The organism is Bradyrhizobium sp. BR 10261 (genome assembly GCF_019455395.1).
Classification (GTDB): domain Bacteria; phylum Pseudomonadota; class Alphaproteobacteria; order Rhizobiales; family Xanthobacteraceae; genus Bradyrhizobium; species Bradyrhizobium manausense.
In genome coordinates, this window is the sequence record NZ_JACOFQ010000006.1 from 127,290 (window position 1) to 151,351 (window position 24,062).

Consider the following 24,062-nt stretch of genomic DNA (forward strand, 5'->3'; position numbering starts at 1 on the left):
GATTGGGTTGAATCGTCATCGCGCTTTAGCTCTTTGTTTGAGCATGATCTTTTTCGGAAAACCGCTTTTGCGGATCATGCTTTAGTAGGGCTCGTTCTTGAACGCGGCGGTTGCCACCAGCAGCCGCTTGTTCGTGCTGCCGCAGCCGATGTTGTAGCCGAGCCCGGTCACGAACAGCGGCCACTGATAGAACAGCCGGACCACCACGATGTCGCCGGCATTGCCGGCGTTGTAGTTCATGTTGGTGTCGAAATTGCACGCCCCATCGAGATGCGTCGGCAGCGTTACCGCCGAGAAGGACGAGTAGCTCGTGACGTCGACATACAGGCTGTTGCAGTTGAACAGCGCCGGAATCTGGCTACAGACGTAAGTCTTGAACGTCGCCTGCGTGCAAGGCGAAGCGACGCCGCTCACCGCGCAGGCCGCCACCGAACCCGACTGCGCCTGGCCGGTCAGCACCACGCGGGCGGAATTCTGCGTGATGGTCTCGAGCACCTGGCCCGAAAAGAACACCAGCGCCGTCTCGATGATGGCAAATAGCAGCGCGAAGAAGATCGGCGCAACCAGCGCGAACTCGACCGCCGCCGATCCACCGCGATTCCCGCGAAACCGTCGCAGAGCAGACCGGAACGTCAATCTCGAAGCTACAGGCGATGGCATCGCGTTGAGTTCCCCGGCGGCAGCGATCATGTGCCTCGATCAATATCGGAAACTGATTGTCCAAATGTTTCCGACACTCGATTCGGGCCGGGCGGGGTTGTTAGCAATGGGTTAACCACGCCGGCAGTGCGAAGACCGGAGAACAGAAAGTACGTCGCCCGCGACCGCGTGCGGGACCGGATGGTCCCGCCCTGGCCTGCCGACCGATCGTGCCGGTTCGTCTTGTCAGTCGGTCTTTGTCAGTTCGTCTTTATCAGTTGGTCTTGGCGGCCGCAGAGGCGTTGCCGCTGGCATTGCTGCTCAGCGAGCCGGCCTGGCTCATCGTGGTGTTGAAGTATTGGTCGCTGTCGCCGAGCGTGACGCGGCGCTGGCAGAGCGGCATGCAGCTGTAGGATTCCCGCTCGATCCCGCGATAGACGGTGACGAGCCGGTCGCTTGGGCCTTCGACCTGGATCTGCCGATCGACCAGGATCTCACCGCCGCGATCGAGCGCGATGAAGTTGGTGGCGCCGTAACCCTTGCCGGTCACGACGATCATGCCGCCGGGCTGGAGCGTCACGTCGGCGATCAGCGGATTGCCGACCACGATGGTGGCGACCTTGCCGGGCAAGCGCACCAGCTTGGCCTGGTCGACATTGACGGCAATGGTATCGACGGCAGGCTCGGCAATGCCGATCGCCGGCGATGCCAGCATCGCAGCCGCAGCCAGGAGACAGACGCGCGCATGGCGGCGCAGAAACTCTTTACGCATACTCTTACCCCGGGACGTCACAGACCGGCAGAATCGATTGGAAGCGGAGCCGGCGCCCGACCCGGTTAACCTGCCTGTAATTCGTGAACGTTCCGCAAATTCGCCGACTATTGTTCTACGGACTTGCGTTTTATCGCCCGGCCTGGTGGCGGAACGGATAGGCGAGCTGGCCGGCGATCTCCTTCGGCATGGTCGCATCGTCCTTGCCATAGTCCTGCGGCAGCTCGCCCTTCGGCATGCGGAAGGTGCCGAACAGCACATCCCAGATCGGGAAAGTGCCGGCAAAATTGGTGTCACCGCCCTCTTCGAGCGCCGTGTGGTGCCAGCGGTGGAACACCGGCGTCGCCAGCGCATACCGGAACGGCCCGAAGGTCCAGTTCAGATTGGCGTGCACGAACGCCGAATGGAAGGTCGTGAACGGGCCAACCCAGATCATCACGTTCGGCGATATGCCGGCCATCAGCAGCACGACGTCGACGCCGATCGTTCCGAGCATCAGATTCACCGGATGAAAGCGCGCCGCTGAAATCCAGCTGATCTCCTCTGAGGAGTGATGGATCGCATGGTATTTCCAGAACCCGCCGCCGTGAAACAGCCGGTGCAGCCAGTACAGCATGAAGTCGGACGCTACCAGGAACAGCACCCCCTGCAGCCAGAGCGGCAATTGCGACAGCGGGCCGTGGCCATTGTCGTAGAAGGCGATCAGCTCGTCCGCGTCGTGGATATTGAAGACGATGCCGGCGGTGACGATCAGCAGTCCGATCCGCATGGTGCGGGCAAACACCGGAACGAAGAACCAGTAGCAGATGTCGGTCACGATCTCGCGCTTGCGCCACCACGCCGGACCTGGATTGCAGGCCCAGAAATGCTCGAGCACCGTGAAGATCACCGCGAGCATGAAGGTAACGGGGATCACCTTCGCGATGGTCTCGCCGAGCATCAGGGCGACTTGCATGGGCAGGCTCGACATCATCGCGTCTCTTCCAGGCTGCTGATCCACTCACGCCTACGCCGCGAAATTTAAGGTTGGGTGAAGTTGACGCAGAGTTCAGAACCGGAACGAATCACGGCGGGCGCCTTAAGGCGAAATTCACTCTGGCCAAAAGCATCGGGCACGCGGCGGGTTTGAGCGATTGAATTAACCCCGCCGAAAGAGCTCGGCTCACAAGGTCGGCGCGTCAAGACAGCGCCGAACGAGGCGACCTCACCCAGACGGAGTTTAGTTCATGAAGAACCTGATTGCGCGTTTCGTGAAGGATGAATCCGGCGCCACCGCCATCGAATACGGTCTGATCGCCGCCGGCATCGCGCTGGCCATCATCACTGTCGTTAACAACCTCGGCAGCACGCTGAACACCAAATTCGGCTCGATCAGCACCTCGCTGAAGTGAGCCGAGCGACAAAAAACGGAAAAAGCCCCGGACCTGCGGGGCCTTTGTTTTTTCATGACACGGCGAGTTCCAGTGGCGTTGCGTAAGCACAGAACCGATGCCGCAATGGCGGCGACCGAGGCGGACACGGCGCGCGGCGACGCGTCGGCCTATTGGGTTTGCCTTGCGCTGCTGCTCGCAATGATCACGCTGGCGATGCGCATCGCCAGCATGTGGTGAGACCGCCGGCGACGTCGTTGCCAGGCTGCGGCGGCCGTTGTCGGTTTGTTTAACACTGCCTTCTAGCATGCGCCGGCGCCCCGTTTCCGCGACAGACCCAGGCCTCCAGACGCAGCCCATGACACTCGACCTCGCGCGCCTTCTGCTGTTCCCGGCCCTGATGGCGTTCGCGGCCGCCAGCGATCTTTTCACGATGACGATCTCCAACCGCGTGTCGCTGACGCTGGTCGCGGGTTTCTTCGTGCTCGCCTTCGCCGGTGGTATGGCACCTTACGAGATGCTGAGCCATGTCGGTGCCGGCGCGCTACTGCTCGTCGTGGCCTTCACCTGCTTCGCGATGGGCTGGATGGGCGGGGGCGATGCCAAGGTTGCCGCGTCCGTGGCGCTCTGGTTCGGCTTCGCCCAATTGATGGACTTCCTGCTCTACGCCTCGCTGTTCGGCGGAGCGCTGACGCTGCTGCTGCTGCAGTTCCGACAATGGCCGCTCCCTTACGGACTTGCCGGCCAGGCCTGGCTCGCACGGCTTCACGACAAGCAGACCGGCATTCCCTACGGCATCGCGCTCGCGCTTGGCGCACTGTTGGTCTACCCCGAAACCGAATGGGTGAAGGCGATCGACCTCGCTCACCTCGCACTGCGCTGAACGCCGCGATAACCCGGCGTTAAGGCGATTTAGATACGCCTCATTAACCATGCTTTGACGAATAGCTGGTCAACTGCCGATTACGGCGGCGGCAGCGTCGCGGCGTTTTGTGGAAAGTGAGCGTATGAATAGGGCACGCATAGTCGTCCTGACGGTCGCCATCTGCGCCGGCGGCATCGCTGCGTACCTGGCGAGCGGCTCGGACTCTGCGCCGCCTCCAGCGGCTCCGGTCGCGCAGCTTCCCACCACCGACGTCCTGGTCGCCAAGAACGACATCGGCCTCGGACAGACCCTGAAGCCGGACGACGTGCAGTGGCAGACCTGGCCGACGGCGACCGCCAGCGCCACTTTCATTCGCCGCAACGAGCGCCCGGACGGCGCGACCCAGGTTACGGGTTCGATCGCCCGTGCCCCTTTCATCCAGGGGGAACCGATCCGCGACCAGAAGCTGGTCAAGGCCGATGGTTCGGGCTTCATGGCCGCGATCCTGCCGAGCGGCAAGCGGGCCATCTCGACCGAAATCACGCCGGAGACGGGTGCCGGCGGCTTTATCCTGCCCAACGATCGCGTTGACGTTCTGCTCACGCGCCGCCTCAAGAATCCGGACCCGAGCGGACAGGATATCGTCACGTCCGAGATCCTCCTGACCAATGTTCGCGTGCTGGCCATCGACCAGGCGCCGAAGGAGAAAGAGGGCCAGAACGCAGTGGTCGGCAAGACCGTGACCCTGGAACTCGATTCCGCGCAGACCAGAATGCTGTCCTCAGGCCGCCAGGCCGGAACGCTGTCGTTGGCGCTGCGCAGCATTGCCGATGTCAAGACGACCGAGATCACACTCGATGAATCCGCGCAGCAGCGCGACGGCGTTTCGATCATTCGCTACGGCATTCAAAGTCAGGGTGCGAAAGCACGATGAGGACAGTCGATATGAAATGCAGGGCAGATCAGGCGACGATGCGGACCTCCGTGGTCCGCGCCCTGTCGTTCTCGGCCGCTGTCGCGCTGACGCTTAGCCCCGCGCTGACTCCGGTGATTGCGGCTGACTATCGTCCGGCGGCGCCGGTCGCGGCCGATGGTCAGATGAACGCGCGCTTCCTTTCGCTCGGCGTCGGCAAGTCGATCGTGATCGACCTGCCACGCGACATCAAGGACGTGCTCGTCGCCGATCCCAAGATTGCCAATGCGGTGGTCCGCTCGTCCCAGCGCGCCTACATCATCGGCGCCTCGGTCGGCCAGACCAACATCGTGTTCTTCGATTCCGCCGGCCAGCAGATCGCCGCCTATGACATCGCAGTCAAGCGCGACCTCAATGGCGTGCGCGCGGCGCTGAAGCAGATCTTGCCCAATTCCGACATCCAGATCGACGGCCTCGGGGAGGGCGTCGTCCTGAGCGGCACCGCGGCCAACCCGGTCGAAGCGCAGCAGGCCAACGATCTCGCCGCACGCCTCGCTGGCGGCACCGAGAAGGTGCTGAACTCGATCGTGGTCCGCGGCCGCGACCAGGTCATGCTGAAGGTGACCGTTGCGGAAGTCGCGCGAAACATCGTCAAGCAGCTCGGCATCGATCTCACCGCGAACCTCAACTACGGCACCTCGGTGGTGAGCTTCACCAACTCGAACCCGTTCACCGCGCTTGGCCACAATCTCGTGGACGGCAACAGCCTGAGCGCGAAGTTCGGCGGAGGCCCCTCTGTGCAGGCCACCCTGCGCGCCATGGAAACCGCAGGCGTGATCCGCACGCTGGCCGAGCCGAATCTGACCGCGATCTCCGGTGAATCGGCGACGTTTATCGCCGGCGGCGAATTCCCGGTGCCGGCGGGCTATGCTTGCGATCCTACCACGCATGTCTGTACCACCCAGATCAGCTTCAAGAAGTTCGGCATCTCGCTCAATTTCACCCCCGTGGTGCTGACCGAGGGCAAGATCAGCCTGCGGGTGATGACCGAGGTGTCTGAACTCTCCAACGACAACGCGATCACGCTGTCGCAGGCCGTCACCACGAGCTCGGTGAACTCGGTGACCGTCCCCTCGATCAGGACCCGCCGCGCCGAGACCTCGCTCGAGATTCCCTCCGGCGGCGCAATGGCAATGGCCGGTCTGATTCAGCAGCAGACCAAGCAGGCGGTCAGCGGATTGCCGGGCCTGATGCAGCTGCCTATTCTCGGCACGCTGTTCCGCAGCCGCGACTTCGTCAACAGCGCGACCGAACTGGTCGTGATCGTGACGCCCTACATCGTGCGCGCAACGTCGCCAAAGGACCTCTCGCGTCCGGACGACGGCTTCTCGGCGCCGGCCGATCCGCAGGCCGAACTGATCGGCAACATCAACCGCCTTTACGGCGTTCCGGGGCGGACCGAACCGGCCAAGAACTACCGCGGCACTTACGGCTTCATCACCGACTGAGGCGGAACGGGGACTCAAGTCATGATTACTGCACGACCCCAGATCCGCCACCGCGCCGCCGGCCTCGGCGGCGTGCTCGTCGGTATCGCGCTCGCACTCGGCGGCTGCCAGCACGACGAGGTGGCGACGGCTTCCATTCCCGACGACTACAAGCAACGTCACCCGATCGCGATCGAGGAGCAGAACCGCTCGATCGTGGTGTTCGTCGGTCACGCCCGCGGCGGCTTGACCGCAGCCCAGCGCGCCGACGTGATGGGACTGGCTTCGACCTGGACGCACGAGGGTACCGGCGCGATTCACATCGACGTGCCCACGGGAACGCCCAATGCACGTCCGGTTGCGGAATCCATGCGAGAGATTCAGGCGATGCTGGCGGCCGGGGGCGTCCCCCCGCGCGGCATCATCGCCCGCCCCTACCGGCCGGACGACAAGCGCTTCCTGCCGCCGATCCGACTGACCTATTCGAAGATCGCGGCGGTCGCGGGCCCATGCGGCCTGTGGCCGGAGGACATCGGCCCCTCGATGAAGAACAAGGGCTGGTTCGAGAACAAGGACTATTACAATTTCGGCTGCGCCTATCAGCGCAACATGGCGGCCATGGTCGACAATCCGTCGGACCTCGAGCAGCCGCGGCCTGAAACTCCTGTTTACACCATACGACGCACGGCCGCCTTCGAGAAATACCGCAAGGGGTTGCCGACAGCGACCACCTATCCCGAGGCCGAAAAGGCCAAACTCAGCGACACGGGCAAATGATCAACTACGCGCGCCAGACTCAGGAAGAGCAGCCGGAGATCCCGCCGCCGGTCGAGGAGCATATTGCGCCCGCGCCGCGCGTCTCCGTCCAGGCCTTCTGCGATACCGTGGAGACCGCTGCAGCCGTGCAATCGGCCGGCGAGGATCGCCGCCTCGGCAAGGCCCATCTGAAGATCCAGATGGGCGGCATGATGGCTGCAATCGAAGCTTACCGCTCGGCGCCCACGCCGAACGTGATCGTGCTCGAGAGCGACGCCCGCACCGATCTGTTGGCCGGGCTGGACCAGCTCGCCACCGTCTGCGACGCCGGTACCCGCGTCGTCGTGATCGGCCGTATCAACGACGTCATGCTCTATCGCGAGCTGGTGCGCCGCGGCGTCAGTGACTACGTGCTCGCGCCGGTCGGTGCGATCGACGTCGTGCGCTCGATCTGCAATCTGTTCTCGGCACCGGAAGCCAAGGCGGTCGGCCGCATCATCGCCGTGGTCGGCGCCAAAGGCGGCGTCGGCGCCTCCACCATTTCCCACAACGTCGCCTGGGCCATCGCACGGGACCTTGCGATGGACGCCGTGGTCGCCGATCTCGACCTCGCTTTCGGCACGGCCGGGCTCGACTATAACCAGGATCCGCCCCAGGGCATCGCGGACGCCGTGTTCTCGCCCGATCGCGTTGATACCGCCTTCATCGATCGCCTGCTGTCGAAATGCACGGACCATCTCAGCCTGCTGGCGGCGCCGGCGACGCTCGACCGGGTCTATGATTTCGGCACCGACGCTTTCGACGCCGTGTTCGACACGCTGCGCTCGACCATGCCCTGCATCGTGCTGGACATCCCGCATCAATGGTCGGGCTGGACCAAGCGCGCCCTCATCGGCGCCGATGACATCCTGATCGTGGCGGCGCCGGATCTCGCCAATCTGCGCAATACCAAGAACCTGTTCGATCTCCTGAAGGCCGCCCGTCCCAACGACCGCCCGCCGCTGTACTGCCTCAACCAGGTCGGCGTTCCCAAGCGGCCGGAGATCGCCGCGACCGAATTCGCCAAGGCGATCGAGAGCCAGCCGGTGGTCTCGATTCCGTTCGAGCCGCAGATCTTCGGCGCGGCGGCCAACAACGGCCAGATGATCGCGGAGATCTCCGCGAACCATAAGTCTATCGAGATGTTCCTCCAGATCGCCCAGCGCCTGACCGGCCGGAGCGAGACGAAGAAACAAAAGTCGTCGTTGCTTTCACCGCTGATTGAGAAGTTGCGGGGAAAATAAGCCGCCGCATGGAGTTGTTAAGTGTTCGGTAAGCGTAGCGGAACAGACACCGACTTTCGGGCTCCCAAGCCCGGCGCCGTGTCGCCAGAGCCTGTCTCGGCTCCGGCGCCGACGGTGTCGCGCGCGCCGCCCCCGCCGGTGGTCGCGTCCCCGCCGCTCGCGCCGTCCCGGCCCCCGCCGGTCATGGAAACCCGCCGCTCGGACAATTATTACGAGGTCAAGGCGACCATCTTCGGCGCGCTGATCGAGGCCATCGACCTCGCCCAGCTCGCCAAGCTCGATTCCGAATCGGCGCGCGAGGAAATCCGCGACATCGTCAACGAGATCATCGCGATCAAGAACATCGTGATGTCGATCGCCGAGCAGGAAGAGCTGCTCGACGACATCTGCAACGACGTGCTCGGCTACGGCCCGCTCGAGCCGCTGCTCGCCCGCGATGACATCGCCGATATCATGGTGAACGGCGCCGGGACGGTCTTCATCGAAGTCAGCGGCAAGATCCAGCGGACCGGCATCCGCTTTCGCGACAACCAGCAGCTCCTCAACATCTGCCAGCGCATCGTCAGCCAAGTCGGCCGGCGCGTCGACGAATCCTCGCCGATCTGCGACGCGCGTCTCGCCGACGGCTCGCGCGTCAACGCCATCGTTCCACCGCTCGCGATCGACGGCCCCGCGCTCACCATTCGTAAGTTCAAGAAGGACAAGCTGACGCTGGATCAGCTGGTCAAATTCGGCGCGATCTCGCCTGAGGGCGCCGAGATTCTCCAGATCATCGGGCGCGTCCGCTGCAACGTGCTGATCTCGGGCGGTACCGGCTCGGGCAAGACCACCCTGCTCAACTGTCTCACCAACTACATCGAGCACGACGAGCGCGTCATCACCTGCGAGGACGCCGCCGAACTTCAGCTCCAGCAGCCCCACGTGGTGCGGCTCGAAACCCGCCCGCCCAACATCGAGGGCGAAGGCCAGGTCACCATGCGCGAGCTGGTGCGAAACTGCCTGCGTATGCGCCCCGAACGCATCATCGTCGGCGAAGTCCGCGGGCCGGAGGCCTTCGACCTCCTCCAGGCCATGAACACCGGCCACGACGGCTCGATGGGGACGCTGCACGCCAACAATCCCCGTGAAGCGCTGTCACGCTGCGAATCCATGATCACGATGGGCGGCTTTTCGCTGCCATCGCGAACGATCCGCGAGATGATCTGCGCCTCGATCGACGTCATCGTCCAGGCCGCGCGTCTGCGCGACGGCTCGCGCCGCATCACCCACATCACCGAGGTGATGGGCATGGAAGGCGACACCATCATCACCCAGGACATCTTCCTCTACGACCTGATCGGCGAGGACGCCAACGGCAAGATCATCGGCCAGCATCGCTCGACCGGCATTGGCCGCCCGAAATTCTGGGAACGCGCCCGCTATTACGGCGAAGAGAAACGCCTTGCCGCCGCGCTCGACGCCGCGGAAAAGAAACCGAACACGTGAGCAGGCCGGCGCAGCCATGAACATTCAGGTCCTCGCCCTCGCCTTCCTCGCCACCGCCGCTGTCGGCGGCATCGCCTGGGTCTTCGTCTATCCGATGCTGTCGGGCGAGCGGAAGGCCGAGAGCCGCCGTGCCTCGATCGCACGCGCCGAGGCGCCGACGGCCCGCCAGGCCGAGAAGACCCAGCGCTCGCGCCGCGAGCAGGTCGAGAGCTCGCTCAAGGATCTCGAGGCCAGGCGCACGCAGGAGAAGAGCGTCCCGCTCAACATCCGCCTGTCGCAGGCGGGGCTCGACTGGACCACGCAGAAATTCTGGATCGTGTCCGCGGTCGTGGCGGGCGTGTTTTTCGTCGGCACATTGTTTGGTGGCGGCGGCCTGCTCGGCGCGGCAGGTCTTGCCTTTGCCGGCGGCTTCGGCCTGCCGCGCTGGGCCCTGGGCTTCCTGAAGAAGCGTCGCGAGAACAAGTTCCTTGCAGCGCTGCCCGACGCCGTCGACGTCATCGTCCGCGGCATCAAGGCCGGCCTGCCGCTGTTCGAATCGATCAAGGTCGTCGCGGCCGACGCGCCGGAGCCGCTGCGCAGCGAATTCCTGGCCATCATCGAGACGCAGGCGATCGGCATGCCGCTCGGCGAGGCCTGCTCGCGCCTCTATGAGCGCATGCCGCTGCCCGAGGCCAACTTCTTCGGCATCGTGGTGTCGATCCAGCAGAAATCGGGCGGCAACCTCTCCGAGGCGCTGGGCAACCTCTCCAAGGTGCTGCGCGACCGCAAGAAGATGAAGGAGAAGATCCAGGCGATGTCGATGGAAGCCAAGGCCTCGGCCGGCATCATCGGCTCGCTGCCGCCGATCGTGATGTTCCTCGTCTATCTCACGACCCCCGGCTACATCTCCCTGCTGTGGACCCATCCCACCGGACAGCTGATGCTGGTCGGCTGCGTCGTCTGGATGTCGATCGGCATCATGGTGATGAAGAAGATGATCAACTTCGATTTCTGAGTGATGGTGCCGCATGGTCGAGTTCCTCGTTACGAAACTGCATGACGCCCACTTCATGACCATGCTGCTGGCAGCCATCGCTGCCAGCGCCACCGTGTACACGCTGGTGATGCCGATGTTCGCCGGCGAGGGCCTCTCCAAGCGCATGAAGGCGGTGGCGAGCGAACGCGAGCGCATCCGGCAGCGCGAGCGCGAGCGCCTCAACAAGAGCGAGAAGGTCTCGCTGCGCCAGACCCCCAAGCAGCTCGTCTCGAAGGTGGTCGAGGACTTCAATCTCACCAAATGGCTGGCGCAGGAGGCTGCGCGCGACAAGCTGATCATGGCCGGCTATCGCGGCCATGCGCCTTACATCACGTTCCTGTTCGCCCGCCTGGTCGCGCCGATCGTGCTGTTCATCGGCTCGGTCATCTACGTCTTCCTGATCGCCCATATGGACCGCCCGATGCCGATCAAGATCGGCATCTGCGTCGGCGCGGCCTATCTCGGCCTGCAGGCGCCGATGCTGTTCCTCAAGAACGCGATCTCCAAGCGCCAGCTCTCGATCAAGCGCGCCTTTCCCGATGCGCTCGACCTGCTGCTGATCTGCATCGAATCCGGCATGTCGGTGGAAATGGCGTTCCGCAAGGTCGCAACGGAGATCGTCGGCCAGTCGATCGCGCTGTCGGAGGAATTCACCCTGACCACCGCCGAGCTGTCCTATTTGCAGGACCGCAAGGTCGCTTACGAAAACCTGGCGAAGCGCACCGGGCTCGAAGGCGTCAAGTCGGTCTGTCTGGCGCTTCAGCAGGCGGAACGCTACGGCACCCCGCTCGGGCAATCCTTGCGCGTCATGGCGCAGGAAAACCGCGACATGCGCATGAACGAGGCCGAGAAGAAGGCCGCCGCGCTGCCACCGAAGCTGACGGTGCCGATGATCCTGTTCTTCCTGCCGGTGCTGTTCGTCGTCATTCTCGGACCGACCGGCATCAAGATCTCCGAGCTGCACTGACACGCGATCCAAGAGCGCGAAAACAACCCCATGCACAGTAGCCGGCTGGCGCCGGCTCGGCGTCATGTGGATCGCGGCAAACGTCCGAATGATCGGATGAAATTCACGCCATCGCGCCAAAGGCGGCGGATCAGTCGGGCTGGCTGAGGGAAGCGACCGGGGTGCGCTTCGGCGCGCCGCGCGGAGCGTCGTTGCGGCTCAGCATCTCCTTCAGATAGGCGACATTGGCCGCCGCCTGGTCCGGCGGCAGGTCCGCCTTCACGATGGTCTCGGCTTCCGCGAAGCGGCCCTGGAGACCGACCACCAGGCCGAGATTCTGCCGTACCCGCGCCCCCGCGCGCGGCGACGCATAGGCCTGCCGCAGCGCCTCTTCCGCCTTGGGCAGGTCCCTCGTCAGCATGTAGGACAGGCCGAGATTGGAGAGCACGCCGGGATCATCAGGCGCGATCTTCAGCGCGCTGGCATAGTAGCCGCGCGCCTCGTTGTGGCGGCCCATCTGGTCGAGGCAGGTGCCCTGCACCGACAGCAGGCGCCAGTCCGGATTGTCGGGCGAATGCGCCTTCGACAGCACGTCGAAGGCCTGCTGGAAATTGCCGGTGTCGGAGAGCGCGCGACCGTATTGGGCCAGCAGCGCCTTGTTGCCGGGATTGGCGATGGTCGCCTGTTCGAGCACGGCCGCGGCCTGGGCGCGCTGGCCGTTGGCGCGCAGGGCCTGGCCATAGGCCAGCGCCGTATCGGCATCCTTGGGATTGGCCCGATAACGCTCGCCATAGACCTCGACGGCGCGCGCCGGATCGGCCGGCGCAGCAGCCTCCGCCTTCGGCCCGATCGAGCCGGTGACGTCGGAGAGCTTGGACATTGCCGTGCAGCCGCCGAGGCTCGCGGCCACCAGCGCGATCAGCGAGGCGGACGCAAGAAGCCGGACAGGACGGAACCGTTGACTCATGACGCTTTGACTCTCGAGCGGATTGATCGAGCCGAACGCGCCAGCAATAGACGGTTAACCCTAATGGCCGGTTAACGTGGGCCCGTGCTGCCCTGCAGCGGCGCAGACTGTCGAGCTTGCGAACGAGCTCGGCCAGTGCATGGGATGTCGCGAGGTGCCCTGCGGCAGCGCACGCATCAACGGCAGTTCTCGACGAAGATACGCGCGCCGCCCGTGGATCGTTTCGAGAGGCCCGATCAATATTCGATGGCGAGACGCTTGCGGATTTCATCAATGCGTCTGTCGAGCGCGTCGAACCGCGCGTGGATCGAACGATCATGGAGATAGAAGACGTAACCGCCGGCGAGGAATGCGAAGACCCAATGGTGATGCTCGACATAGCCAAAGATGGCCTCGATGGCCTGGCCAATGAATGTGATCCCGCTCCACACGAATTCCATCGCAATTCCTCCCGGCACGCATTGTCGTCGGCCACGGGCGTTCTCTGCACCCCTGATGACCTGCTTGGCGACCACTGCCGGAACCTAGCATGGGTCTTGCTCTGCGAGTAGCGGCTCGCCGAACGGTGACCGCAATGCCGATTGCGGCCACGGCAAAACTCTGCGAAGTCTGCTTTCCACCCGAACGACCTCCGAGCCCGCCAATGCCTTCCATCTTCGAGACGTCCTCGACTGCCACCCCGATCAATTTCGTCACCAAGTCGAGCTGGGACGCCGTGCGTGAGACGCTGCCGCCGGCGCAGCGGCAATTCGCCATGGCCAGCGCCTTCACCGCCAAGCCGGGCGGCTATCTCGCGCTGCCCGCGCCAGACGGCGCGATCGCGCGGGTGCTGTTCGGCCTCGAGGACGACGGCGCCAAGTCGCGCGATCCGTTCCGGCCCGGCGCCCTGCCCGGCCTGCTGCCGGCCGGCACCTATCGCTTTGCCAATGCACCGCACGATGCACGATTGGCGGCGCTCGCCTTCGCGCTGGGGTGCTATCGCTTCGCCCGCTACCGCAGGGACGAGAGACCCGACGTCCGCCTGATGCCGCCCGATGGCGTCGACGCCGCCGAGATCGATCGCATGGCTGATGCCGTGATGCTGGCGCGCGACCTCATCAACACGCCGTCCAACGACATGGGGCCGGAGCAGCTGGCCGCCGCCGCGCAAGCCCTCGCGACCGAATACGGCGCGAGCTATGCCTGCACCATCGGCGAGGAACTTGAGAACAACTTTCCGCTGATCCATGCGGTCGGCATCGCCTCCAGCCGCGCCCCGCGCCTGATCGATATCGGGTGGGGCGACCCTGATCATCCCAAGGTGACGCTGGTCGGCAAGGGCGTCTGCTTCGACACCGGCGGGCTCGATTTGAAGCCGTCGAGCGGCATGCTGATCATGAAGAAGGACATGGGCGGCGCCGCCAATGTGCTGGCGCTGGCGCGCATGGTGATGGACGCCAAGCTGAAGGTGCGCCTGCGCGTGCTGATCCCGGCCGTCGAGAATGCGGTTTCCGGCAATGCCTTTCGCCCGCTCGACATCTTCACCTCGCGCAAGGGCATCACGGTCGAGATCGGCAACACCGACGCGGAAGGACGGCTGGTGCTCGCCGACGCGCTGGCGCTGGCCGACGAGGAGAAGCCCGAGCTGCTGATTGATCTGGGCACGCTGACAGGCGCTGCGCGCGTTGCGCTGGGGCCGGATCTACCGCCCTTTTACACCAATGATGAGACGCTGGCCGCCGACGTCGCGCGCTGCGCGGCGCAGGAGAACGATCCCTTGTGGCGCATGCCGCTGTGGCCACCTTACGATGCCTGGCTGGACTCCAAGACCGCCACCATCACCAACGCGCCGTCAGGCGGCTTTGCCGGCTCGATCACCTGCGCGCTATTTTTGCAACGCTTCGTCGAGCATGCCGGGAGCTGGCTTCATGTGGATATTTTCGGCTGGACGCCGTCGGCGAAGCCGGCGCGGCCCGAGGGCGGTGAATGCCAGGCCGCCCGTGCCATCTACAAGATGCTGAGCGAGCGCTATGCATGATATCAGGCTGACACCGGCGCGCGGCGACCTCGCCGCGAAATATCTCGAGGGCAAGGTGCAGGCCGATCGCTTCGTCACCGGCGAGGAGTTCGAGGTCATCGCGCCGATCGCACCGGTGCGCGAGCAGCCGTCCTCGAACGCGATGCTGATGACGGAAGCGCTGCGCGGCGAGCGCGTCACGGTCTACGATCGCAACGGCGAGGGCTGGGCCTGGGGCCAGCTCGGCAGCGATGGCTATGTCGGCTGGCTGCCGGATGCCGCGCTGGCGAAGCCGGCGGCGGCGCCGACGCACAAGGTGACCGCGCTGCGCACGCTCGCCTTCCCCGGCCCCTCGATCAAATTGCCGCCGGCAGATTCGCTGGTGCAGGGGTCGCAGCTCACGATCACGCGCGAGGACGGCCCTTTCGCCGTTACACGCGAGGGCACGTTCGTGCCGAAGACCCATCTTTCGCCGCTCGACCATCGCGAGGGCGATTTCGTCGCGGTCGCGGAACGCTTCGTCGGCACGCCCTATCTCTGGGGCGGCAAAAGCAGTTTTGGTATCGATTGCTCGGGGCTGGTGCAAGTGTCACTGACGGCCGCAGGCATCGGCTGCCCGCGCGACAGCGACATGCAGCAGACGGGCCTCGGCCGCGCGCTGGAGCCGCATGAGCGGAGCAGCTTGCTGCGCGGCGATCTGATCTTCTGGAAAGGCCACGTCGCCATCGTGCGCGACGGCAGCACCATGGTTCACGCCAACGCGTATCACATGGCGACGGTGATCGAGCCGATCGCGCCGGCGATCGCGCGGATCAAGGCGGCCGGCAGCGAGGTCGTTGCGATCAAGCGGCTGTAGCGTCACCTCGTAGGGTGGGTTCGCCTTGCAGATGCGCGGAAGCGCATCTGCTTGGTGTAACCCACCTCTTCAGCTTCGGCAGATAAAGGAGTGGCGGGTTACGGCTTCGCCTAACCCACCCTACACACTGAATTCACTGATCAGGAGGTGCCCAGCGAGTTGATGTCGGTCACCACATCAGCGCCAGGCACAAACCTGACCAGGCCGGATTTGATCGCATATCCGCCTACTATGACTTTTGGACGAACGCCGGCCGGCAACTCTCCGACACGGGCGGAGATGGCCGCCACACTGTTGAGCTGTTGGGGCAAAGCCATCGAGATCAACAATGCTTTGGGCGCAGCTTTGAGAATGTGCTGCGGCAGTTCTCGCGGATCGAGATGATTGACGACGGTTGGTGTACAGATGCCGCGACTTTCGAGCCAAAGGGCAAGAATGCGGACTGCCAGCGTATGAGTATTGCCCGGCGCATTCATGAGAAAATACCGTGGCACGCCTGCTCGACGTCGTGTCCTGCCCGGTTGCATGCTGGCTTCGATCATCTCGATCACGCGCCCGCTAAAGGCCGTGAACTCGTGTTCGTCCGCAACGGTGACGGTGCCGGAACGCCACTGTTCGCCGATCTTGTAGAGCAGCGGGGTCAGAATTCCGAGGAGGATATCAACGGGCCTGAAGTTGGCAGCAATCGATTCTTTAACAAGCTGCTGAGCCGAGGGAAGATCATTCCGGCGCCCTGCTTCGTAGAGCGAATGGTAAACACTGCGGAGAAACTCGGAGTGCCTGACGACTTCGCTTGCGAATATATCGGGGTGGTCGGACTCGCATCTTCGGCAGAGGCCGTAAGTGACGGAACAATCCTCATATGGGGAGGTTTCGCCTTGAAATTGCTGACAGTATGAGCACCACTTCAGCATTGGCGTGAGCACCTCATCTGAACATGCGAACCGATCGGCCGCAGCGTCGATCAAGAAACTGACAAGCCAATTGCGAAGGTGCTTGGCATCTATTCCATTTTCCGAGAGAGACGGGTGCGTCTGACATGACGGCGGACTATGCCCCGCGTTTTATTCCGATGAATATCGCTTCACGCTAACATTTGTTATGTCGACGGCCATGGACCCATCAGATTGGTGATATTCGCTCGCTGTGGGTCATTGGCGTCGGCATGCCCTGGACTCGGGAGTTTCCCGTCTACCCTATAGGCAGAGATCATCAGACCGAGGGGCACACCGCAAACGGGCCAGGAGCGACCAATTGACGCTCATGCCGTGGCTCGTTCACGGCGGAAGAAATGCTGCGACTGATCCGATTGGCTCGCCACTAAAGCGCGATGAGATTAGGATGAATCGTCATCGCGCTTAGGGCACGGGTCCGGCGGCGCGGAGTGACGTCCGCTGGAGGATTGCGGTGAAGTGCACTCTATTGGCCGCTCCGCTTCAAGCCCGGCAGGGGCAGTGCACTTCACCGTAACCAAAGAGCTCACACCATCCCACGTGCTGGTGAAACTCACATGCGCCGTGACGCCTCAGTAATCGACGACGGCGGCGGACTCGCGCCGGCCCCCATCATGCGTTGAGCAATGAGGGCGTAAACCTTGCGCCAGGCTTGTTCCAGCTCATCGGTCCAATGCGGCCCAAGACCACGCGCAAGGCTCCAGAGCAGTGCTTCGCCGACGACCGGATAGTGCTCAGGTTTTACGCCATAGCGCAGATGATTGCGGCCAAGCATGTCGGCGCCTGACAACAGCCCGGTCGCCTGATCGAGACTGCCAACCAGCACCGCCAGCTTCGAGATGAAATCCTGCTTCAGGACGCTCATGTCGGCCGGAAACATGGGCCTGAATTCCGGCGCAAGCTCAAATATGCGATCGTAGAACGCGGTCGTCATGTCGGTGGCGTTCGCAAATATCATGTCGAACGAGGACCTGACGCCGACGATCTCCTCTGCGGTCAACATCGTGATTCCAACTTCGCAAAAGCCAATCTAAAGACCGCGCATATGCCGAAATGCGACCGGGTGCGGACTCATGAATCCTCGGACTCAGGTCGCCCGACACCGGCGAGTATACTTGCAACCATTACTGTCGGCAAACACCAGCAGATTGCATTCGGCAACGTAGGACGGGCCCGCGCCGCCGCGAAACCCATCAAACCTTGTTCTTTCAATCGGAGCGCACCAAGGATTGTTTGGCTCTGGCCGTCTGGCGATGGGTTTCGCAGGGGCTCAACCCATCCTGCCAACTGCCTCGAATGCCCGCGATCTCAAGCGGGGCTCCTCCCGTTCTTGTCGGCTGTGTGCCCGTCCCCGTTCGGCCCTCAGGCGTGACCGACTTCCTGCGGCCGAGGCTGGAGCTTGGCAAGGGCCGCCGCAAATGCAGCCTCGAGCTCAGCCCGACTTATTCTGACCGGATCCTCGGCACGCAGATCTTTCTTCACAAGATCGGCCACCGGCATTGTCAGCGGCAGCAGCGAATTGGTGCTGTGCCAGCTCTTGATCCAGTGCTCCGGCCAATTGCCCCATGAATTGAGCTGACCCAGGCCATCAATATCGCCCATGACCTGATTGTAGTCGGCATCGGTCTCTTCCTGGATCACGCAGCCGAACGTGGTGATATGAAGCTGCCGCGTGTGCTCGGTCGTCAGGCTGCGAACCGCATTCTGAATGCAAAGCGCACCCTTGCTATGGCCATAAAGCCGCTTGATCTGCTTCGCGTTCGCAAGGATCTCGTGGAGAATCTCGCTCTCCGGATTGCCGCTTTGGAAAGCTTCATCGCCAATCGCAGTGGATGACAGGCGCCGCCCGACTTTCGCCAGTTGCAGCGCCGTGCGCGCCAAGACCTGCTGGGAGAGGCGCCGCATGAAGTCGTGAACGCCAAAACCGAACCATCCGCCCAGCGCCTGCGGAATAATATCGGCCAGACCGTAGCCGGGGACGATGGCCGCCACGGGTTCGCGCAGGGATTCCGAAATGTTCCAGGCGAAGGCGGCCGAGCCGAGCGCTGAACTGCCGACGCCGGTCACGCTGATCATCCTGACCGGCTTCGCCTCGCCACCGCGACTGGGCGTAAACGACAAACCATCTCGCAAAAACGACTTCACGTCGTCGTAGCTCTGAACAAAGGGGGCATGATGGGCGTCAACCACCAGGATCGCGCCTTCCGGGTTCGCATGCGCGCTCAGATTGATGAATTTCGCGGCAGCTTGCGCGGCCGCGACGCTGTCCTGCGCGGATGCGGCAAACTGCGAGTTGGCGGTGGTCACGGTAATGCCGCGGGTCAGGAGACGCAGCCACAGCAGGCCCACATCATAGAACAGCGCGTCGGCCAGCGTGTTGCTTTGCCGGAAAACCCACAGCAGCGGTTCGACGAACTCGCGCGGCACATCGAACGATTTGAGTTCGCTCCCGGCCTTGGGCTGAGGCAAAGGCCAGCTCAAGAAAACCTGTCCTGTCGGAAACCACTTGGAAAAATCAAAATCAGCAAGGGGTAGCGCCGGTAATCTCGCAATGTCAACATCGGGCATCACATTCTCCTGCATGCAACCTCCCGGCGAGCCACCTTACTTTTTTCTAGCGCAATTGGCAATTGCAACGCGGGCGGGGCGAATACTCGATGCCGGCAGGAAGCGGCGCGGTTGCTTCCGACTGGTCGGCTTTTACGGCGGCAGAAATGCTCTCGCTACTGATCCGATGACTTCGCTGCTAGCTGCCGGCCGAGAGGATCGAGCGAAAATGAAACGAGATGTCACGGGCATCTCCGCTTCGGCCCGACCATCCTGGCCGATGAGTATCAATCCGGCGCCGCCATTTGCCACATTCAGAACAATCGGCTCGCCGCTCCATGTCTTGATCGGCTCCATTGCGATGATGAGAAATTCGCCGATAGGCTGATCGAAATATTGGAGACGCAGTTGCGGGCCGACTTCGGCAGCAGCCAGTTCAAGACCGAGTTGCTGGGCGCGTGCGTAGACGCTGGCCAAGGTCACGGTGTCGGACATAAACCCAAGCTGCGCGGGCGACAGATCGACAAGCTCTACATGTGTCTTCCGGGAGCTCACGACGAACGTCGGCCGGGCAAGGATTTCAGCGGCCTGACCACCGACATGGCAGCCCTTGCTATCGAGCTCGTTGCGCAACGCAAGAGAGTCAGCGAAGGTACCTATTGTGATCGTCTTCCATGTCGCAACGTCGCGCCCGGACTCGATAGGCTGTTGGGACGCTGGGGCCGAGCGTATCTTGAGCTTCAGCTGGTTCTGCAACACATCGCGGGCCGCGCAGTGAGCGGACGCGGCGCTCGCAAAGGGAATGACGCAGACCGCCGAGAATATGGAAGCCAAAACGTAGGGACAAACTCGCCTTGAATGGGCAACACGTGCCGCGCGCCGGGCTCGGCTTCCGAACGTGAACATGGCAGATGGCTTTTCTAAAAGGTTGGACAGAAAAAGCCCGCCTCCGAGTCAATGGGAAGAACGGAGGGAAATGACGTCCAATGAACATTTCCGCAGCCGACTTTGTAATAAGTCCGGAGGCGGGGCCTGTGGCCAAAGTATTCCAATTTGCAAATGGCGGGCGGCAGTCCGTAAGCCCGCTAACCCGTCCGCCCCATCAGTCCTGACGGGAATGATGGCGCTTGAGGATAGCACCCGGAGCAAACCGGCTCAACGCCAAATTCGGCTGTGAGCCATAAGCTGACGAAATCGGCGCACCGACGACTGCTTGGCTCCGGCCGTCAGGCAATGGGTTTCGCAACAGCTCCACTCATCCTACCTGCCATGTGCTGCATGATCCGGAAAAATGCGAAGCGGTTTTCCCTCGCGACATCAGCGGAACGTGCTTGCGCGGAGATCATGCTCAAAGAATAACCTAAAGCGCGATAATCTCATCGCGCTTTAGACAACCAAATCATGCGTGAAATGGTGCTCAATGCCTCTTGCGTGATCAACGGCGCCAGGCTCGGCGTGCGAAGCGCCAATCGGGTCTGCATGATGCATCTGCGCCAGAGCGTCAATTTCCGCATCGTGCGGAGCATATCCAATCGTATCGGATCTGTGGCCAGACTTAAGATGGTCGGACGCTTTGGCCTCTGCCATATCGTTCTTGAAGTGAAAGGAATCTCCTCGCTGGGGCGCAGCTGTCGTTTGCGCCGGACCGGAGACGTCGGTCGCATGGCCGTTGCTGCCAGCATCCTGGCCGGGCGCCGCGTGCGGATTTTTGCAAGCATTCGCGTGCGCTTCGTGGGCATCGTGCTGCGACTGGGCGGACTTGAGATGACTTCCGGGTCCATCGTCCGCGACGTGCTTTCCGGCAGCTGCCGAACCATGCTCCGAAGCGTGCAGATCGCGATGCGATTGCCCGGGACTGGATTCGTGCCCGGCCTGGTCGTGTTTGCCATGCTGCTTTTCGACTGCAGCGCCGTCCTCCGACGCCTGCACATCGGCTTGCGATTTTCCATGATCTACATCGTGCCCTCGCGACTCCTGCTCGGCATGCGGCTTGCCGGCTGAGGCGCCTTGTTCCGAAACATGCAAATCGCGCTGCCCTGATTCACGATCTGGCCCCTCTCCTGCGCTCGCCCGCATGGTGTCGTGTTCGGCACGCATCGATGGGTCCGCGGCAGCCACCTGCGCGAGGCCGCTCTGTTCAATCAGAGCATCGACGGCACCGGCTCCGATGTGAGGGGTCGCGTTGCCGTCAGCCCCATCCTCGCGCCGGGTTGCGTCGACGGTCTGAATTTCGTCATGTCTGCCGCTGCCATCGCTTTGGGCAGCAGCGAAGACGAATGAGTCATGATGTGTTTCAGGATCGAGCCAGGCCGGGTTGTCGAAGCCGCTGAGCGCCGGATCGACGGTCCCGGGACTATTGAGGGCGGCCATTTCGCTGCTGCCGCTTGCGGCAGCCGACGCAAGGAGATCGTTCGGGCTATCGCCAACCTTGAAGGCCTGCGCGGGACTATGAAGGAACTCGTAGATCAAGACTCCGACCGCCGTCATCAAGAATGCGCCAGCGCTGCTCAAGCCCGGCCTTGAAGATGTGAGCGTCGGCAACGTGATCGCGCCGGCGACACTATCGTCACGGGATTCGACCGGCCTGCCGGCCGTCGTCGGCGTGCCGGCTACGGAATGATCAATGCGGCCGACCTTGCCCACGGCTTTGACCGCTTTGCCCGGCGCAATAGCCGTTTTTTGCGTGGCGATTTTAATGGTCACGACGGCGCTTGTGCCGTCTGCGGCCGTGACCGTGACGTTGTCGGTATCCGCATGATCAATTGCGGCCGCGCTCGCGTCGCTGACATCGTCGAGCGCCGCCCAGATCAGAGCTGCGAGCGCGCCGATTCCGCCGAAAAGGCGCGACAGGGCGAAGGTCGCGAGCTCGGTCCGGCTTTTGATGTCGAGCTGGGCCGATATGCGATCGAGGCGCGCCTTGATGGCGCCTGGGGCGACCTTGAGGCGGCGCGCAATCTCCTTGTTCGACATGCCGGAGGCGACCAGGCGCATGATCTTGCGGTCCTGGTCCGTCAGCGCGGCCAGCCCATTCTCACCCAACGCGCCGTTGCGCGGCTTGCTGGCGGCCGCCCGCCCCGGGGGCGGCGCCACCAGCCTCAGGGATTGAATCAAGGTTTCGGGCTCCTCGCGCATCGGAATCGCACTGCAGGCCCCCGCTTCGATGGCAGCGGCGAGATCGCCGCGCGCAACCGACGCGGTGTAGAAGACCAGGCGCGTGGCAAGGTTTTCGGCATTGGCGACGGCGAGCATTTCAGCAGCCGTCACGTCGGAAAATCCGTCCTCGACAAGCACGACATCCGGCGTCAGCCTCCGAAGTGCGTCCAGGCAATCGGTTCCATTGATGCACGAGGCGACGATTTCGAAGTCACGCTCCGCCGCAAATAGCGAGGCAAACCCCTGCAGAACGATCGGACGGCGATCAGCTATGACGAGTCGGATAGGGAGCATCTGCGGCATCTCGTCCGGCGTTCCTAACTCGCCCGGCAACGCGACCTAGGTGCAACGACGGCACTTCAAAGAGCAGCGCGGCAACGCACGACATTCCCGTTGGTTCCGACGGCGAGAGGTGAGGAGACTAGGTCGCGACCGAGCCGTTCCCCGCCGTCTCCAGCCGGAATGCCGCCGCGAACAGGGCGCGCGTGTAGTCCGTCTTCGGGTTCTTGAACAGCTCGGCGGCCTGGCCTTCCTCGACCACCTTGCCGCCGCGCATCACGATGAGGTGGCTGGCGAGCGAGGCGACGACGCGTAAGTCGTGCGAGATGAACATGTAGGTGAGATCGCGCTTGCGCTGAAGCTCACGCAAGAGATCGACCATCTGGGCCTGGAACAACATGTCGAGCGCGCTGGTCGGCTCGTCCAGCACGACGAAGTCGGGCTCCAGCACGACCGCACGCGCGATCGAGATGCGCTGGCGCTGGCCGCCGGAGAATTCATGCGGGTAGCGATAGCGGGTATCGGGCTTCAGCCCGACATCCTCGAGCGCCTTGACGACGCGCGCCTCGCGCTCCTCGCGCGACAGCTTTGGCTGATGCACCGAGAGGCCTTCGGCGATGATGTCGGCGACCGACATGCGCGGTGAGAGCGAGCCGAACGGATCCTGGAACACGATCTGCATGTCGCGCCTGAAGGGACGCATCTCCTTGAAGCGCAGACCCTGGATGTCTTTGCCCAGGAAGACGATGCGCCCGTTCGAGGAGATCAGCCGCAGCAGCGCCAAGCCCAGCGTGGTCTTGCCCGAACCGGACTCGCCGACGACGCCGAGCGTCTCGCCCTTGCGCACGGCGACGCTAACGCCGTCGACCGCCTTGATGTGCCCCACGGTCTGGCGCATCAGGCCGCGCTTGATCGGAAACCACACCTTGAGATCGTCGGCCGACATCACCACCGGCGCGTTCGGCTGCGGCGGCGCCGGATCCGGCTTCGGCTCGGCCGCGAGCAGATCGCGCGTATAGGGATGCTTCGGGGCCTTGAAGACCTGCTCGACCGGCCCCTGCTCCACGATCAGGCCACCCTTCATGACGCAGACGGTGTCGGCGATGCGACGGACGATGCCGAGGTCGTGGGTGATGAAGAGCAGGCTCATGCCGAGCCGAGAGCGAATTTCGGCGAGCAGCGCCAGGATCTGCGCCTGCACGGTGACGTCAAGCGCCGTGGTCGGCTCGTCCGCGATCAAGAGGTCCGGCTCGTTGGCGAGCGCCATCGCGATCATCACGCGCTGGCGCTGGCCACCGGAGAGCTGGTGCGGATAGCTCTTCAGCCGCGTCTCCGGCTCGGGAATGCCGACCTGCGTCAGCAATTCCAGCGTCCGCCTGCGCGCCTGCGCATTGCTGGTCGGATTGTGCAGCTGGATGATCTCGCCGATCTGCGCCTCGATCGTGTGCAGCGGATTGAGCGAGGTCATCGGCTCCTGGAAGATGATGGAGATGTCGCTGCCGCGAATCTGGCGCATCTGCTGCTCGCTCTGGTCGATCAGCTCCTGGCCTTTGAAGCGAATGCTGCCCGAGGGATGCGAGGCACTGGGATAGGGCAGCAGCTTCAGGATCGAGAGCGCGCTGACCGACTTGCCGGAGCCGGACTCGCCGACCAGCGCGACGCATTCGCCGCGCTTGATCTGGAACGATACCTTGTCGACTGCGAGCGTCGTGTTGCCGCCCTGGTGGAAAGCCACCGAGAGGTCGCGGACGGCAAGCAGGGGCTGGTTGATCGCGTCCAT

23 protein-coding genes are annotated in these 24,062 nt (G+C 63.4%); 12 read left to right on the plus strand and 11 right to left on the minus strand.

Features of this window, described 5'->3' with window-relative positions; all coding sequences use genetic code 11:
- Positions 1-81: 81 nt before the first annotated feature.
- The 3 genes from HYH07_RS08840 to HYH07_RS08850 all read right to left on the minus strand — a co-directional run bounded on the left by HYH07_RS08840 (position 82) and on the right by HYH07_RS08850 (position 2,381).
- Entirely contained in the window at positions 82-660 is a 579-nt protein-coding gene (locus tag HYH07_RS08840) for a TadE/TadG family type IV pilus assembly protein (protein WP_220002264.1), read from the minus strand.
- Between the two features lie 253 nt (positions 661-913).
- Positions 914-1,411, minus strand: coding sequence for a pilus assembly protein N-terminal domain-containing protein (locus HYH07_RS08845; RefSeq protein ID WP_220002133.1), 498 nt, complete (start codon positions 1,409-1,411; stop codon positions 914-916).
- Positions 1,412-1,541: 130 nt separating this feature from the next.
- On the minus strand, positions 1,542-2,381 hold the full coding sequence (locus HYH07_RS08850; RefSeq protein ID WP_220002134.1) for a sterol desaturase family protein: 840 nt from the start codon (positions 2,379-2,381) through the stop codon (positions 1,542-1,544).
- 256 nt (positions 2,382-2,637) lie between these two features.
- On the opposite strand from HYH07_RS08850, the gene HYH07_RS08855 reads away from it, so the two are divergent.
- The 10 genes from HYH07_RS08855 to HYH07_RS08900 all read left to right on the plus strand — a co-directional run bounded on the left by HYH07_RS08855 (position 2,638) and on the right by HYH07_RS08900 (position 11,552).
- Positions 2,638-2,802 carry a Flp family type IVb pilin gene (locus HYH07_RS08855; protein ID WP_057759447.1) on the plus strand — a complete coding sequence of 55 codons (165 nt, stop codon included), beginning with the start codon at positions 2,638-2,640 and terminating at the stop codon, positions 2,800-2,802.
- 78 nt (positions 2,803-2,880) lie between these two features.
- Entirely contained in the window at positions 2,881-3,021 is a 141-nt protein-coding gene (locus tag HYH07_RS08860; RefSeq protein WP_220002272.1) for a hypothetical protein, read from the plus strand.
- Between the two features lie 118 nt (positions 3,022-3,139).
- Positions 3,140-3,664, plus strand: a complete 525-nt coding sequence (locus HYH07_RS08865; protein ID WP_220002135.1) for a prepilin peptidase — start codon at positions 3,140-3,142, stop codon at positions 3,662-3,664.
- Between the two features lie 124 nt (positions 3,665-3,788).
- Entirely contained in the window at positions 3,789-4,580 is a 792-nt protein-coding gene (gene cpaB / locus HYH07_RS08870) for a Flp pilus assembly protein CpaB (RefSeq protein ID WP_220002136.1), read from the plus strand.
- A gap of 11 nt (positions 4,581-4,591) precedes the next feature.
- On the plus strand, positions 4,592-6,067 hold the full coding sequence (locus HYH07_RS08875; protein ID WP_220002137.1) for a type II and III secretion system protein family protein: 1,476 nt from the start codon (positions 4,592-4,594) through the stop codon (positions 6,065-6,067).
- 21 nt (positions 6,068-6,088) lie between these two features.
- Positions 6,089-6,823 (plus strand): CpaD family pilus assembly protein, encoded by a 735-nt coding sequence (locus HYH07_RS08880; RefSeq protein WP_220002138.1) that lies wholly within the window; start codon positions 6,089-6,091, stop codon positions 6,821-6,823.
- The gene (locus HYH07_RS08885) at positions 6,820-8,085 is read left to right on the plus strand and encodes an AAA family ATPase (protein ID WP_220002139.1); all 1,266 of its coding nucleotides are present in this window, start codon (positions 6,820-6,822) and stop codon (positions 8,083-8,085) included. The genes HYH07_RS08880 and HYH07_RS08885 overlap by 4 nt, the downstream gene beginning before the upstream one ends.
- Before the next feature lie 21 nt (positions 8,086-8,106).
- Positions 8,107-9,570: a CpaF family protein gene (locus tag HYH07_RS08890; RefSeq protein WP_220002140.1), complete on the plus strand. Its 1,464-nt coding sequence runs from the start codon at positions 8,107-8,109 to the stop codon at positions 9,568-9,570.
- Between the two features lie 16 nt (positions 9,571-9,586).
- The gene (locus HYH07_RS08895) at positions 9,587-10,564 is read left to right on the plus strand and encodes a type II secretion system F family protein (RefSeq protein WP_220002141.1); all 978 of its coding nucleotides are present in this window, start codon (positions 9,587-9,589) and stop codon (positions 10,562-10,564) included.
- A 13-nt stretch (positions 10,565-10,577) separates the two neighbouring features.
- Positions 10,578-11,552, plus strand: coding sequence for a type II secretion system F family protein (locus HYH07_RS08900; protein ID WP_220002142.1), 975 nt, complete (start codon positions 10,578-10,580; stop codon positions 11,550-11,552).
- Between the two features lie 130 nt (positions 11,553-11,682).
- Here HYH07_RS08900 and HYH07_RS08905 read toward each other — a convergent pair whose 3' ends face one another.
- A complete protein-coding gene (locus tag HYH07_RS08905) occupies positions 11,683-12,498 on the minus strand; it encodes a tetratricopeptide repeat protein (protein ID WP_220002143.1) in 816 nt (271 codons plus the stop codon).
- 236 nt (positions 12,499-12,734) lie between these two features.
- On the minus strand, positions 12,735-12,938 hold the full coding sequence (locus HYH07_RS08910; protein WP_057759462.1) for a hypothetical protein: 204 nt from the start codon (positions 12,936-12,938) through the stop codon (positions 12,735-12,737).
- Between the two features lie 203 nt (positions 12,939-13,141).
- On the opposite strand from HYH07_RS08910, the gene HYH07_RS08915 reads away from it, so the two are divergent.
- Together HYH07_RS08915 and HYH07_RS08920 are read left to right on the plus strand one after the other, a co-directional pair.
- Positions 13,142-14,515, plus strand: a complete 1,374-nt coding sequence (locus HYH07_RS08915; RefSeq protein ID WP_220002144.1) for a M17 family metallopeptidase — start codon at positions 13,142-13,144, stop codon at positions 14,513-14,515.
- The gene (locus HYH07_RS08920; protein WP_220002145.1) at positions 14,508-15,350 is read left to right on the plus strand and encodes a C40 family peptidase; all 843 of its coding nucleotides are present in this window, start codon (positions 14,508-14,510) and stop codon (positions 15,348-15,350) included. The genes HYH07_RS08915 and HYH07_RS08920 overlap by 8 nt, the downstream gene beginning before the upstream one ends.
- Positions 15,351-15,490: 140 nt before the next feature.
- Here HYH07_RS08920 and HYH07_RS08925 read toward each other — a convergent pair whose 3' ends face one another.
- From HYH07_RS08925 to HYH07_RS08950, 6 genes are all read right to left on the minus strand, one after another.
- A complete protein-coding gene (locus HYH07_RS08925; RefSeq protein WP_220002146.1) occupies positions 15,491-16,318 on the minus strand; it encodes a B12-binding domain-containing protein in 828 nt (275 codons plus the stop codon).
- Positions 16,319-16,856: 538 nt separating this feature from the next.
- Positions 16,857-17,306, minus strand: a complete 450-nt coding sequence (locus HYH07_RS08930) for a globin family protein (RefSeq protein WP_220002147.1) — start codon at positions 17,304-17,306, stop codon at positions 16,857-16,859.
- Between the two features lie 359 nt (positions 17,307-17,665).
- Positions 17,666-18,871 carry a hypothetical protein gene (locus HYH07_RS08935; RefSeq protein ID WP_220002148.1) on the minus strand — a complete coding sequence of 402 codons (1,206 nt, stop codon included), beginning with the start codon at positions 18,869-18,871 and terminating at the stop codon, positions 17,666-17,668.
- A 132-nt stretch (positions 18,872-19,003) separates the two neighbouring features.
- Positions 19,004-19,756 carry a hypothetical protein gene (locus HYH07_RS08940; RefSeq protein ID WP_220002149.1) on the minus strand — a complete coding sequence of 251 codons (753 nt, stop codon included), beginning with the start codon at positions 19,754-19,756 and terminating at the stop codon, positions 19,004-19,006.
- A 480-nt stretch (positions 19,757-20,236) separates the two neighbouring features.
- The gene (locus HYH07_RS08945) at positions 20,237-22,306 is read right to left on the minus strand and encodes a LuxR C-terminal-related transcriptional regulator (protein ID WP_220002150.1); all 2,070 of its coding nucleotides are present in this window, start codon (positions 22,304-22,306) and stop codon (positions 20,237-20,239) included.
- 118 nt (positions 22,307-22,424) lie between these two features.
- Entirely contained in the window at positions 22,425-24,062 is a 1,638-nt protein-coding gene (locus HYH07_RS08950) for an ABC transporter ATP-binding protein (protein WP_220002151.1), read from the minus strand.

What these genes read in the sequence shown, in the direction of transcription:
- HYH07_RS08920 (WP_220002145.1), top strand. Translation starts at nt 14,508, where the DNA reads ATGCATGATATCAGGCTGACACCGGCGCGCGGCGACCTCGCCGCGAAA.
- HYH07_RS08915 (WP_220002144.1), top strand. Translation starts at nt 13,142, where the DNA reads ATGCCTTCCATCTTCGAGACGTCCTCGACTGCCACCCCGATCAATTTC.
- HYH07_RS08930 (WP_220002147.1), bottom strand. Translation starts at nt 17,306, where the DNA reads ATGTTGACCGCAGAGGAGATCGTCGGCGTCAGGTCCTCGTTCGACATG.
- HYH07_RS08885 (WP_220002139.1), top strand. Translation starts at nt 6,820, where the DNA reads ATGATCAACTACGCGCGCCAGACTCAGGAAGAGCAGCCGGAGATCCCG.
- cpaB (WP_220002136.1), top strand. Translation starts at nt 3,789, where the DNA reads ATGAATAGGGCACGCATAGTCGTCCTGACGGTCGCCATCTGCGCCGGC.
- HYH07_RS08900 (WP_220002142.1), top strand. Translation starts at nt 10,578, where the DNA reads ATGGTCGAGTTCCTCGTTACGAAACTGCATGACGCCCACTTCATGACC.
- HYH07_RS08875 (WP_220002137.1), top strand. Translation starts at nt 4,592, where the DNA reads ATGAAATGCAGGGCAGATCAGGCGACGATGCGGACCTCCGTGGTCCGC.
- HYH07_RS08905 (WP_220002143.1), bottom strand. Translation starts at nt 12,498, where the DNA reads ATGAGTCAACGGTTCCGTCCTGTCCGGCTTCTTGCGTCCGCCTCGCTG.
- HYH07_RS08935 (WP_220002148.1), bottom strand. Translation starts at nt 18,871, where the DNA reads ATGCCCGATGTTGACATTGCGAGATTACCGGCGCTACCCCTTGCTGAT.
- HYH07_RS08855 (WP_057759447.1), top strand. Translation starts at nt 2,638, where the DNA reads ATGAAGAACCTGATTGCGCGTTTCGTGAAGGATGAATCCGGCGCCACC.
- HYH07_RS08950 (WP_220002151.1), bottom strand. Translation starts at nt 24,062, where the DNA reads ATGGACGCGATCAACCAGCCCCTGCTTGCCGTCCGCGACCTCTCGGTG.
- HYH07_RS08840 (WP_220002264.1), bottom strand. Translation starts at nt 660, where the DNA reads ATGCCATCGCCTGTAGCTTCGAGATTGACGTTCCGGTCTGCTCTGCGA.
- HYH07_RS08945 (WP_220002150.1), bottom strand. Translation starts at nt 22,306, where the DNA reads ATGCCGCAGATGCTCCCTATCCGACTCGTCATAGCTGATCGCCGTCCG.
- HYH07_RS08940 (WP_220002149.1), bottom strand. Translation starts at nt 19,756, where the DNA reads ATGTTCACGTTCGGAAGCCGAGCCCGGCGCGCGGCACGTGTTGCCCAT.
- HYH07_RS08865 (WP_220002135.1), top strand. Translation starts at nt 3,140, where the DNA reads ATGACACTCGACCTCGCGCGCCTTCTGCTGTTCCCGGCCCTGATGGCG.
- HYH07_RS08895 (WP_220002141.1), top strand. Translation starts at nt 9,587, where the DNA reads ATGAACATTCAGGTCCTCGCCCTCGCCTTCCTCGCCACCGCCGCTGTC.
- HYH07_RS08880 (WP_220002138.1), top strand. Translation starts at nt 6,089, where the DNA reads ATGATTACTGCACGACCCCAGATCCGCCACCGCGCCGCCGGCCTCGGC.
- HYH07_RS08850 (WP_220002134.1), bottom strand. Translation starts at nt 2,381, where the DNA reads ATGTCGAGCCTGCCCATGCAAGTCGCCCTGATGCTCGGCGAGACCATC.
- HYH07_RS08910 (WP_057759462.1), bottom strand. Translation starts at nt 12,938, where the DNA reads ATGGAATTCGTGTGGAGCGGGATCACATTCATTGGCCAGGCCATCGAG.
- HYH07_RS08845 (WP_220002133.1), bottom strand. Translation starts at nt 1,411, where the DNA reads ATGCGTAAAGAGTTTCTGCGCCGCCATGCGCGCGTCTGTCTCCTGGCT.